The organism is Turicibacter sp. KK003, from assembly GCF_037014675.1.
GTDB classification, from domain to species: Bacteria; Bacillota_I; Bacilli_A; order MOL361; family Turicibacteraceae; genus Turicibacter; species Turicibacter faecis.
The window spans coordinates 1,628,690-1,640,270 of the sequence record NZ_CP142738.1; the positions used below are offsets into that span (position 1 = coordinate 1,628,690).

Annotated in this window: 12 protein-coding genes; 7 read left to right on the top strand and 5 right to left on the bottom strand. The window is 38.8% G+C overall.

The genetic code is table 11. The features are described 5' to 3' along the window. The first annotated feature begins 391 nt into the window (after positions 1–391). The 5 genes from VXM77_RS08005 (at position 392) to VXM77_RS08025 (ending at position 4,145) form a co-directional block, all read left to right on the top strand. Positions 392–586, top strand: coding sequence for a hypothetical protein (locus tag VXM77_RS08005; protein ID WP_338505923.1), 195 nt, complete (start codon positions 392–394; stop codon positions 584–586). Further along, the gene (tnpB, locus tag VXM77_RS08010) at positions 576–932 is read left to right on the top strand and encodes an IS66 family insertion sequence element accessory protein TnpB (RefSeq protein ID WP_338505925.1); all 357 of its coding nucleotides are present in this window, start codon (positions 576–578) and stop codon (positions 930–932) included. Before VXM77_RS08005 ends, tnpB begins: the two co-directional genes overlap by 11 nt. Before the next feature lie 107 nt (positions 933–1,039). Next, the gene (locus tag VXM77_RS08015) at positions 1,040–1,252 is read left to right on the top strand and encodes a hypothetical protein (RefSeq protein ID WP_338505928.1); all 213 of its coding nucleotides are present in this window, start codon (positions 1,040–1,042) and stop codon (positions 1,250–1,252) included. Further along, positions 1,249–2,544, top strand: a complete 1,296-nt coding sequence (locus VXM77_RS08020; RefSeq protein ID WP_338507421.1) for an IS66 family transposase — start codon at positions 1,249–1,251, stop codon at positions 2,542–2,544. The genes VXM77_RS08015 and VXM77_RS08020 overlap by 4 nt, the downstream gene beginning before the upstream one ends. Positions 2,545–2,831: 287 nt before the next feature. Next, positions 2,832–4,145, top strand: coding sequence for a leucine-rich repeat domain-containing protein (locus tag VXM77_RS08025; protein ID WP_338505931.1), 1,314 nt, complete (start codon positions 2,832–2,834; stop codon positions 4,143–4,145). A 57-nt stretch (positions 4,146–4,202) separates the two neighbouring features. Here VXM77_RS08025 and VXM77_RS08030 read toward each other — a convergent pair whose 3' ends face one another. Continuing rightward, a complete protein-coding gene (locus VXM77_RS08030; protein WP_161832908.1) occupies positions 4,203–5,405 on the bottom strand; it encodes a DUF1002 domain-containing protein in 1,203 nt (400 codons plus the stop codon). A 182-nt stretch (positions 5,406–5,587) separates the two neighbouring features. Then, positions 5,588–7,756 (bottom strand): DNA topoisomerase III, encoded by a 2,169-nt coding sequence (locus VXM77_RS08035; RefSeq protein ID WP_338505934.1) that lies wholly within the window; start codon positions 7,754–7,756, stop codon positions 5,588–5,590. Between the two features lie 196 nt (positions 7,757–7,952). On the opposite strand from VXM77_RS08035, the gene VXM77_RS08040 reads away from it, so the two are divergent. Next, the gene (locus VXM77_RS08040) at positions 7,953–8,555 is read left to right on the top strand and encodes a C39 family peptidase (protein ID WP_161832910.1); all 603 of its coding nucleotides are present in this window, start codon (positions 7,953–7,955) and stop codon (positions 8,553–8,555) included. Between the two features lie 4 nt (positions 8,556–8,559). Here VXM77_RS08040 and VXM77_RS08045 read toward each other — a convergent pair whose 3' ends face one another. Continuing rightward, positions 8,560–8,721 (bottom strand): hypothetical protein, encoded by a 162-nt coding sequence (locus VXM77_RS08045; protein WP_161832911.1) that lies wholly within the window; start codon positions 8,719–8,721, stop codon positions 8,560–8,562. A gap of 132 nt (positions 8,722–8,853) precedes the next feature. Here VXM77_RS08045 and VXM77_RS08050 point away from each other — a divergent pair, with 132 nt between their 5' ends. Next, positions 8,854–9,780: a cation diffusion facilitator family transporter gene (locus VXM77_RS08050; protein WP_262950800.1), complete on the top strand. Its 927-nt coding sequence runs from the start codon at positions 8,854–8,856 to the stop codon at positions 9,778–9,780. A 73-nt stretch (positions 9,781–9,853) separates the two neighbouring features. Here VXM77_RS08050 and VXM77_RS08055 read toward each other — a convergent pair whose 3' ends face one another. Together VXM77_RS08055 and VXM77_RS08060 are read right to left on the bottom strand one after the other, a co-directional pair. After that, a complete protein-coding gene (locus VXM77_RS08055) occupies positions 9,854–10,606 on the bottom strand; it encodes a hypothetical protein (RefSeq protein ID WP_262950797.1) in 753 nt (250 codons plus the stop codon). A 137-nt stretch (positions 10,607–10,743) separates the two neighbouring features. Next, positions 10,744–11,541, bottom strand: coding sequence for an HAD-IIB family hydrolase (locus VXM77_RS08060; RefSeq protein ID WP_161832919.1), 798 nt, complete (start codon positions 11,539–11,541; stop codon positions 10,744–10,746). Positions 11,542–11,581 lie beyond the last annotated feature (40 nt).

The following is an 11,581-nucleotide window of genomic DNA, read 5'->3' on the forward strand; positions in this document are numbered from 1 at the left end:
ACCAACCTAATAACAACAAAAACTTGCTAACATAACTCAATAAAATTTTAGAAAAAAATTAATTTTTTATTCGCTTTAAAAAAGCACGACAAATGACACTCGTAGAAATGACTTTTTAAAATTTATAGATACTGAGAAGTCATTTAGCTTTAATAAACCTCTATTACGCGTGCATCATCTCTTTTTTAAAAATTTATTGACTCCTAGTCGTTTAACTCACCTTTTATTTTTCCCTTCAGCTTCTTTCATGCTAGGTCCCAGATGTTTTAAACCTAAAAGTTCTCCGTTATCCTATCAATCCTTAATGTAAGCACGTAATATAAACATGTCTATTATGACCTTCAACTTTGAGCTATACTGTAGCTATCAAAGTAAAGGAGGTCTATTTTTTATGAAAGAAAATCCTATTATAGTTCCAGTCGCATTGAGTGACTCTAATTTAAAGTCTCATTCAGTATCTGAGACTAATAAAAATACACCTGTTTGTCACTTTAAAATTAAGGATGCTGAAGTCACGTTTTACAATGGTGTGAACAAATATATCTTACATACTGTTCTAGCGGAGATGTCTAAGTATGCTCGTTGATTTTACTACGGTTCAAAATATCTTTATCGTTTGTGGCCATACTGATATGCGTTGTGGGATTGACGGTTTAGCTAGTGTCGTCTCGGATAAATACAACTTAGATTTATTTAATGATGCTATCTTCTTGTTTTGTGGAAGAAAAAAGGATCGATATAAAGCTTTGTACTGGGATCGTGAGGGATTTATGTTATTGTACAAACGAATTGAAAATGGAAATTTACAATGGCCTAAAGATCAAGATGAAGTTAAGAAATTAACGGCCCAAGAACTCCGTTGGTTATTAGAGGGGTTATCCATTCAACAACCCAAAGCCATTAAACCTGCTAAAACAGGATGTTTATACTAATAGAAATAAGGGATTTTCGACAAAAATCTCTTATTTCTATTTTCATAAGTTGTAAGATTAGGTATACTAATCTTAACACGAAACCTTTTTGAAAGCAGGTGAATTTGATGACAGAACTTGAACAACAATTAATGGAACAAAATAAGGCACTTCTGGAACAAGTTCGCCAACTAACTGAACAAATTCAGTACCTAAATAAAAAGCTATTTGGATCTTCGAGTGAAAAGACTAAAGTAGCCGACGGCCAAATTTCATTATTTAATCCAGATAATTTTTTGAAGAGACAGAGACAACTGAAGACCAAACCGTCGAAGAAATAACCTATCGACGTAAAAAACAAAAGGGAAGGAAGGCAGAATTAATCAAGGACTTACCAATTGAGGAAATCCATTGTCAATTACATGGAGAAGACTGCTTATGTACAAATTGTGGAAACGAAATGAAACAGATAGGAAAAAAGATCATTCGTGACGAAGTTTGTTTCGTTCCAGCCCGATTATATAAAAAGCGATACATTAGCTACGCGTATGCATGTGATTGTCATGATGCATCGATCGAAGCTAAACCGATTCGTTGTGCCGAAACTCCAAAAGCTCCGATTCAAAGAAGCTTTGCCGGAGCGAGTATGTTAGCTGAAGTTTTTCATCAAAAATACGTCTTAAGTATTCCTTGTTATCGACAAGTATCAGAATGGGCACGCTATGGATTAAGTGTGAGTGATAAGACGCTCTCAAATTGGATAATCACTACCTCTTATGATTGGTTACTTCCGATTTATGAGCGATTGAGAGATGAACTAGTTCAACAGACCGTTTTACACGCAGATGAAACACCGTATCAAATTTTAAATCGAGCGGATGGAAAACCTGCCACCTCTCAATCAAGGATTTGGTTATTTAGAACCATCAAAAATGCCCAACATCCTGTAGCTTATTACCACGCTGATCTAACACGTGAACGCGCGGTGGCAACCACTATCTTAGAAGGATTTAAAGGTTATCTTCACTGTGATGGGTACTCCGGCTATAAAAATATTCCCAACGTGAAATTAGTTGGATGTTGGGCTCATGTCAGAAGAAAGTTTTTTGAGATACCTGGAAATAACGGTAAGGCAAAAAAGGCAGTCGAATACTGCGATCAAATCTTTCGTTTTGAAAAGACGATTAAAGATTTATCTCCTGAGCAACGTCAAAAACAGCGCCAACTGATCATCAAACCAGTCATCGAAGAATTTTTCAAGTGGCTCGAATCCTTCTATGTGATGAAAGGAAAACTTCAAACAGCGGTGATGTATGCCCTCAATCAAAAGGTAGAGCTTTTGCGCTTTTTAGATGATGGAAATCTTGAAGCCTCGAATAATCTAGCTGAACAAGCGATTCGCCCCATCGCGATTGGTCGTAAAAACTACCTTTTTTCAACCAGTATGAAGGGTGCGACTGCTAATGCGATGGCATACACAATCCTGGAGACAGCCAAGGCAAACAGTCTAAATCCATCCAAATATCTCACTTATCTTTTTCAAAAACTACCTAATACGGACTTCATACGAAATCCAGGCGTATTGGTGGACTTTTTGCCATGGGCGAAAACAGTCCAAGAGATTTGTCAGTAACAATATAAGATAAAAGCTACCAACTCTGTACTTTTAGTTTACAGGATTGGTAGCTATTTTTGTATCCGTGTTATTATTACGTGCTTACTCCTTAATCATAAAAAAACCATTGAATCCACACACAAATACGGATGTATTTCCTCCGAGCTTTATCGTGCTCAAATGGTTTTTTAAATTGTTTTCATAGGGAACTCATTTTGTACATTCTTCATGCTTTGTTATCGTGTCACCCTCTTGTTGCTAAAGACATATACTAAAGTAGAAATTTTAAAAAGGAGGTGATGGCTTTGGCCACACCCGTTAATATCCCCGATGCTGCCTTTTATACATATCTTCGCAATACCCTCATAGATAAAGGGATAATCACTTCTGAGACTCTGCAACTTACAGATGACGATCTCGCCCAATTAGATGAACTTGATTATTCTGGAGACGGAAAACCCGTAACACAAAAAATATCAAACCTTACGGGAATCGAATACTGTGTCAACGTCACAGATATTTATTTTCCTTACAACAACCTGACAACCCTTCCGGATTTGTCTGCTCTCACCGATCTCCAAATTTTAGATTTAATCGATAATCAAATTAACGACCTTTCAAACGTCTCAAATCTTCCATCGAGTTTAACAACTATTCTGTTAAATACCAATCAGATTGCAACCTTACCCTCACAAGATTCGTTCTCACATCTTATTAATTTAGAATCCTTACAGCTTGGCGACAATCAGATATCCGATATTTCAAGTTTAGCAGGACTTCCTAACTCGATTTCACAATTATTATTATTCAATAATCAAATTACCGACTTAAGCGCATTAGCTGGCCTAACCAGTTTAACAGAATTACAACTTTATATGAATACCGACCTAACAGACATTACACCTCTTGCGAATTTAACAAACTTGCAAAAACTCTATATTTCTGACACAAAGGTCACAACAGTTACATCGTTAAAAAAACTAGTGAACTTAACTCACTTATGGTTACATTACAATCAAATTCAATCGATTAACGGTTTAGAAGATATGACAAAATTAACCTTATTAACCCTTAATCAAAACCAGATTCATGATATTTCCCCTTTAAAGACAGTAACGAATCTTACAATTTTAGACTTATATACAAATGAAATTACCGATATTACTCCCCTTCAAAACATGACTGAACTCCAAACGTTAACATTACACGACAATCAAATTTCTGATATTTCGCCACTCGCTGACAAAACAGAGTTGATTTCCCTCACACTTGATAATAATCACGTCTGCGATCTTTCACCCTTAAAAGGTTCTCCACTCACACAGAAATTTTCCGCCACCAACCAAACCGTCCATCTTCCTAACATCATTCTTCACACGTACCGTCTTATTCTTCCTTATCCCGTTAAAGACCACCAGGGAGAGCCGGTTCCTCCAAGCCCACAACAATGGACTTACTACAACGAAAGTCCTCATACGATATCATGGGATAATTGCTATGGATGGGGAACTCGAACCTTTAATTTTGAAAATGAGAGTCACACCTTCTCTGGACAAATCCATATTTTTTATCAAACCTTTATCCCTTTAAACCGTCATTATACTTATTATCGTCATTAATGCTATTTAAAGAAAAAGACAGAATAACAGTTAACTGTTATTCTGTCTTTTTCTTTATTAATTTAGAGCCTCTTGTGTTTCATCATTTGGATTTAATTCGTCTGCCTGCAAAACACCGTCCACTTGAGTTTGTTCCGTGTCCTTAGCCTCTGGCAATTCAACAGATTCCTCTGTATCCTGTGTCGATTCCAGTAATGATTCGTCTAATGAACTTGAGTCAATATTGGTTGGAAGTGAGTCTTGCTCTTCTTCAACCGTTGGTGCCACTGTTGATTCTAACTCATTGTTATCTGTCTCAGCCTGATTCGAATCTGGGATAGAAACAAATAACTGTTTAATCCATTCACCAAAAGAGGCAAATAAATCTAAAAACCAGTTTCCGATACTTTCTAATAGGCCAGATTCCTTCAAATGCACGCCTGCTTCTTTGAGGCTGTCGGCAATGCTATTTCCGATATTTTTCATTGTATCTTTAATCTCTGAGTAATCAATATCTAAATCATTCACATTTTCCATTAAAGAGGCAACGCGTGCTTTCGTTTCGTCACTTAATTCGACTCCATAATTATTTGTTACATTCGTAATGATTTGACCAATTTGAACTGAATTTGGTGAATCCTTAATGACTTGCTCTTTAATGTCGTTCATAATTCCTGATGCAACGGTTGATGAATCACTTTTTGAATCAATATTATTTGATTCATCGTTTAAAATTTCATCAGCAACCTCTAGCGTTGTATCAATTTCTTCTTTCGCAATAACTTTATTCTCCTCAGAGAGACTCTCACCCATAATTTCTTCCGCACCGGCTAAAATTCCTGCCAATGCTGACTCTCCAGTCACCATAAACGGTGCTGAAACATTAACTTCGCAATTTAAAATTCCTGACGTGATGAGGGCATTCGCAAACATCTCATTCGTGACTAAACTTACGTTTTTCGATGAAACTTGAACCCCTCCTTGATCCGTTAACTTAACATACGCCGATGAATACCAGCCTCCCGTATAATCATCTAACGCATCAGGTGCTAACCCTAATTGCTCAATCGCTGTGGCATTATCAACATAAATAGCTTCCATATCCGCGGGTACCCCGAAATACTCCCGGAGAGCAGCCTCTTCACTCTTTGTTAAACTTGTTCCAAAAGATAAAATCTCCCCCTGACGGTATTCACCGCTAAACGACGTCTTTGCTAAAACTGGCGTTGAAAGACTTAACCCAATAGCCAATCCCAAGGTAAGAATCGATTTCTTAATCATACGTTTTATTTCCTCCTTTATAAAACTTCTAACAGTCTATGCAACTGCCATCCTATTCATGACTCTCCCGTCTATTTCACCCTACCACATAACTTCTAAAAAATCATATAATGCGTGTATAAAAACAACAGAAAATGTAAAAAATAGGCCCCTCGATGAAATTCACCCAAAGGCCTATTTTTTTATAATTTTAATTTAGCTAACGCATCAGCGAGCGCTGAATTCATTGGTTCTTGTTGCTTTTCTTGTTCACGCAAATATTTTTGGACGTCACGTTTGCTTCCTTGTTTTTTCTGTTCCGATTTTCGCTTATTAAACGTACTTAGCTTCTCACGGTACCCACACACACAGCTAAACATTCGACTGTCTCCCTCACCACGAAGTTCTAACTTTTTATGGCAATTTGGACAACGAGCATTCGTCAATTGAGAAACCGTCTTTTTCGTGTTACATTCACGGTCCTGGCATACGAGCATCTTTCCACGCTTTCCATTCACGGCAAGCATCGGCTTGCCACACGTTGGACATTTCGTTGTTGTTAAATTCTCATGTTTATACGTGGCTTCGCTTCCTTTAATTTCATGCACAATTTGACTTGCATACTCGCGCATCTGCCCGACAAACTGTTGGCGCTTTAAGCGCCCATTTGAAATATCTTGAAGTTTTTTCTCCCACTGTCCTGTTAATTCAGGTGACTTTAACTCCTTAGGCGCCAGTTCTAATAATTGTCGCCCTTTTGATGTCAAATAAATATCTTGGCCCTTTTTCTCAATCATAAAACTATTGAATAACTTTTCAATGATATCGGCGCGTGTCGCTACCGTCCCTAATCCACCCGTTTCCTTTAATGTTTTAACCACCTCACTTGAGGCCTGATTCATATATCGTGATGGATTCTCCATCGCTGATAAAAGTGTCGCTTCATTAAAATAAGCGGGTGGTTGAGTCCGTCCTGATATTTTGATTAATTTAATATGAGATAAGACCGTCCCTTCCTCAACAACTGGGAGATTGGCTAACCCATCCCCTTCCTCTTCATCCACGTGGTAGATTTCTTTAAACCCCAATGACACGACACGCTTTCCTTTCGCAACAAACGATTCCTGACCCATTTTAGCCAACATCGTCGTCTGCTCATAAATATATGGCTTCATAAAGACAGAAAGGAATCGTTTCACGACTAAATCATAAATTTTTCGTTCTTTATCACTTAAATCGCTTAACAGGGGTGTTTGCTCGGTTGGAATAATCGCATGGTGATCACTTACCTTTTTATTATCGACAAACGAAGAATTTGTGACGATTTTACCCTTTAACAGTTGGTTCGCCACCCCTCGGTAAGGTCCGATAGCGACCGCTTTTAAGCGCTCAGGGAGAGTAGCAACAATATCCGTTGAAAGATAGCGTGAATCCGTTCGCGGATATGTGAGCACCTTGTGATGTTCATATAATTTTTGCATCGTTGATAACGTCTCTTTCGCCGAAAATCCAAACCTTTTATTTGCATCCCGCTGCAATTCCGTTAAATCATACAAGCCCGGCGCATAAACCTTTTTCTCGGCCTTTTTAACTTCTATAATTTGTAACGGTTTCTCTTTAAGCGCACGCATTAACTCATCGATACGCTGTTCTTCAAATGTCTGTGTACTTTTTGACTTTCCGTCTTGCCACGTCCACTTCACGGACTCACTCATGGCCGTTAACCCAAAATAAGGTTCTGATTTAAATTGTTTAATTTCTTCTTCCCTTTTTGAAATCATGGCCAAGGTTGGGGTCTGCACGCGACCACATGAAAGTTGAGCGTTGTATTTCGTTGTTAAGGCCCGTGTCGCATTCATTCCGACAATCCAATCCGCCTCAGAACGCGCCAACGCTGATGCGTATAAATCATCATAGTGACGTCCATCTTTTAATGATTTAAATCCTTGTTTAATCGCCTGATCCGTCACTGAAGAAATCCATAAACGTTTAAGTGGTTTTTTTACACCCGATTTCTCAATAATGAGACGTGCCACTAATTCTCCTTCGCGCCCCGCGTCCGTCGCGATGACAATTTCAGAAACGTCCTTTCTTAACAGCTGTTCCTTCACTACCTTGAATTGCTTCGCCGTCTTTTTAATCACCACAAATTTAAACGCTTTCGGTAACATGGGTAAATCTTCTAAATTCCACGATTTATATTTCACATCGTATGCCTCTGGGTCCGCAAGTGTCACTAAGTGACCAAGTGCCCATGTCACGACATAATCTTTTCCTTCTAAATATCCCTGACCTTGCTTCGTGCATCCAAGCACACGAGCAATGTCACGACCAACAGACGGTTTTTCCGCCAACACGACACGTTTACTCATCGCTACTCCTCCAAACCTTCATCGTTCACATTTTCTCTTATTTTATCACTTCTTAGACAAAAAAACTACGATTTAAAAAGGACGATTAGCCTTTTAGATCCTATCAAAATCTTCCCTACTTATAATACCAATATTTGACGCTTTTTAAGGAACTATGCTATACTGAGGATACATTTAAAACAAAGGGAGATATGCAATGAAACGATGGTTATTTTGGGGCAGTTTAGGTCTACTTCTTCTCGTGCTCATCATTTTTTATTATTTAACCCCCTTTCCCCAACGGGATTCTCTAACAAAAAGCGTTCCTTCCTCTTATTCAATTGATCAGGAAAATAGCTTTGAAACTCAAGTTCATAACGAGTGCTCGGCCTTCTCAACCGCCTACGTATTAAGACACTTTGGGGAGTCTCAGACGGGGCTTGAGCTGTACGAAAAATTCGGCTATAAGTTACCCTTTTCTGGTTATGTTTTACCGAAGGGAATTTTAAGTTATTTTAAAGATAGTGCCTATGAGGCGACACTCTATCGCGGAACATTTGAGACGTTAAAAAGTCGATTGATTGAGGGAACACCTGTTATTGTCTTAGTCGGTGATGGTTTAAATTGGCAACACTACATGACACTTGTTGGATTTGATCAATCACTAAGCGAGGTCTATTTCTTTGATTCGCTTCGTCAGGACGATGAAAACGGTGAGGCACCGGGAAATCGAACATTATCAACCGATTACTTCTTACAACTTTGGGACAACGGCCTGCCGATCTTTAATCACATTTACTTCACAATAGAAAAAAGGTAACCCTTTAAAAAGGAAAAGGATTACCTTTTTTTTCATCTAAATGATATTGTAAAGCCTGTCTTCGTCTGAGTTGATGATCATAGGCAATAAAGAAGACAAGTCCCATTATCACAATACTAATGACACAAAGCATTAATCCAATTTGAATCATTAATGTCATATTCATTGAAATCCCCTTCCTTTCTAACTGGGTTACTCTTAATATCCCCGACTCACCGATGATTATACATTTTTAGGCACATATCCTAACTTTTTCTCATAAACTATAAGTAACAAACCACTAATGGAGGTGTTTGATGTGAATTCATCTAATCGGGAGCAGATTGGAAATCATACCTTACTCGTCACAATTGTGATGAATACGATTTTAACGATGATTAAACTAGTTGCTGGACTCGTGGGACACAGTGCCTCAATGATTTCTGATGGGATTCATTCCTTATCCGATGTCATTAGTTCTATTGGGGTCCTTATCGGATTTCGTCTTTCACAAAAACCTGCTGACTGTTCCCATCCGTATGGGCATGAAAAGTTCGAGCCTATTTTAAGCAAAATTCTATCGTTTATTTTATGTTTAACTGGACTCTCTATTGGCTATTCCGCTATTGAAACCATTGTATCCCACCATTATTTAACCCCGGGATCAGTGACAATCTGGGCCGCCTTGTTATCGATTGCTGTTAAAGAGTGGATGTATCATTATACCTTATACCAGGCGAAAAAAATAAATTCCACGGCCCTTGCCGCTGATGCGTGGCATCATCGAAGCGACTCTCTTTCATCGATTGGAGCTCTCATTGGAATTATCGGGGCTCGTTTAGGGTTTCCCATCCTTGATCCATTAGCGGCCCTTATTATTACCGTCATTATTTTAAAAGTAGCTATTCAAATCTTCATTGAGGCCACAAACCAAGTGATTGATAAAGCGGCAAGCCCCCAACTCATTGCTCAAATCAAACAGCAAATCGAACAGGTAGACGGCGTCCTTGCCATCGATTCATTAAAAACGCGGATCCATTCCAATCGAATTTATGTTGATCTAGAAATTTCTGTCGATCCTACTTTAAGCCTTATTAAAGCCCATGCGATTGCAGAGCAGGTCCACTATCAACTTGAACATCACCTTCCTCAAATTAAACACTGTACCGTTCACGTTAACCCGTTCAAGTTACCGGAAGACCCGCCAAACAAATACCACGCGATTGAAGAAAATGATGATTTTTAACAAAATAATCATAAAAAAACTCGAGGAAAACTCCAAATTAGCGGGACATTCTTCGAGTTTTTTTATTCCACTGTTAAAGAAGCGGACTTTGTTGGACAGGCATCATATAATAAGGCATCACCTGAGTTGCTGGACGACTTTCTAACGCCACTTGATGTGTCACGACCGGAACCATTGCCATAAACGGACCGGAACTTTCCTGATACGGAGAAACATCTGTTGTTATCCAACGGGCCGAACCATTTCTTGATGGGTAAGGCATCATGGATTGTTGCATCACCTGATAAGCCGGCATCATCGGTTGGTAATACACGGGCGCCTGTTGATACACGGGCACTTGTTGATACATGGGCGCCTGTTGGTACGTTGGCATTTTGTTAGACGTTGCCTGATTTGGGATGGTATAGACTTGATGTGTTTCTTTTACCGGTTGTTTTCCTTTCCACTCATCAAAATCCGGATATAACTCCTCGTCGTCATCTTTTTCTTTCACCTTAGGCTCCTTTAATTGCGATGTCGGTGACATATATCCATAAGGCGAATAATTATAAGGCATTCCTTGGACGACCGGTACCGGTTGAATGACGGGTTGAACCGAACTGGTCGTAGCTTGTGCTGGATGCGCCGCCTGATCATGCTTATTACCAAAGGCACTCGCCAAAAAGGCACCCGCTAACCCTCCGACAATAAATGAACCTAATCCACCAAATTCACCTGGATACGGAACCGGAACAAAATTTGGGTCAAAGCCCCCTTCATGATTCTCACGATATCCCCTTAAAAAAGAATAAGGATTACGGCGATTAAAACGTGGTCGATCATACATAAACTCACTCCCCTTTAACCAATCTGTTGACAAATGATATCACACGTCAATAGAACGATTCACTGATAGTATATCCACTTTAGCCCCGATTGGTGATAGCTCACACAAAAAAAGCCAAAGTTCCCTTTGACCTTTCCTTACCCCTTTAAAATTTGTGTGAGCGCATCGCCCACCGTTTCAAATACTCCACGTACATTTTCTTTAATCGTCTGATGGGCCTCTGGAAGCGTGAATCCATGATAGCGTTTTAACATAGGCAAATCATTAAAACTATCTCCCATACAATAAATATCATTCGCATCAATCCCATGCCGATTCGCAATATATTCAATTCCCGTTGCCTTCGAAAGACCCCTAGCCGCAATATCAACATGGCGTAGATTAGAAAAAGCCACAATATCTTTTCCAAACAATTGATTCATTTGATGAGCAAAGGAAGACGCTTCGTCGGCACTTTTTAATTTGACTGAAATTTGAACAACGGGTCGATTTAACGCCTCATCTAAAGTAAGCCCATAAGTTTTTAAAAATAATTTAAAAAAGGCAAATAAATAAAAAGTCTTGTGGGACCATCCAAAAGCCGTATGATAGTGGCCACATAATCCATCACTGACCGAGTAATGTAACACCTCTTTTTGTTGAATTAAAATCATGATTTTTCGAGCAATCGAGTTATTGATAGTTTCCCGAAATAAAATATCTCCTGTTTTAGAGATAATGATTCCACCATTTAGCCCTACAATATAATCGTAAACAATGCCATGCATATATTTTTCTAGCCTCATCATGGAAATAGGACGTCCCGTTGCAAAAACAAAAAGATTCCCCTCTTCACGCCACTGTTTCGTTTGTTTAATATTTTTAACAAGGTCTACCTGACCTTTAAATGTATGTTTCCAATAGGTTCCATCGTAATCTGATGCAAATAATTTCATAGAAATCCCACCCTATGCCCTTTTTTAATAACTTATGCAA

Excerpts from the sequence above, each read along its gene's own strand:
- VXM77_RS08040 (WP_161832910.1), top strand. The coding sequence starts at position 7,953 with ATGAAACGATGGTTATTTTGGGGCAGTTTAGGTCTACTTCTTCTCGTG.
- VXM77_RS08045 (WP_161832911.1), bottom strand. The coding sequence starts at position 8,721 with ATGAATATGACATTAATGATTCAAATTGGATTAATGCTTTGTGTCATT.
- VXM77_RS08030 (WP_161832908.1), bottom strand. The coding sequence starts at position 5,405 with ATGATTAAGAAATCGATTCTTACCTTGGGATTGGCTATTGGGTTAAGT.
- VXM77_RS08055 (WP_262950797.1), bottom strand. The coding sequence starts at position 10,606 with ATGTATGATCGACCACGTTTTAATCGCCGTAATCCTTATTCTTTTTTA.
- VXM77_RS08015 (WP_338505928.1), top strand. The coding sequence starts at position 1,040 with ATGACAGAACTTGAACAACAATTAATGGAACAAAATAAGGCACTTCTG.
- VXM77_RS08060 (WP_161832919.1), bottom strand. The coding sequence starts at position 11,541 with ATGAAATTATTTGCATCAGATTACGATGGAACCTATTGGAAACATACA.
- tnpB (WP_338505925.1), top strand. The coding sequence starts at position 576 with ATGCTCGTTGATTTTACTACGGTTCAAAATATCTTTATCGTTTGTGGC.
- VXM77_RS08035 (WP_338505934.1), bottom strand. The coding sequence starts at position 7,756 with ATGAGTAAACGTGTCGTGTTGGCGGAAAAACCGTCTGTTGGTCGTGAC.
- VXM77_RS08005 (WP_338505923.1), top strand. The coding sequence starts at position 392 with ATGAAAGAAAATCCTATTATAGTTCCAGTCGCATTGAGTGACTCTAAT.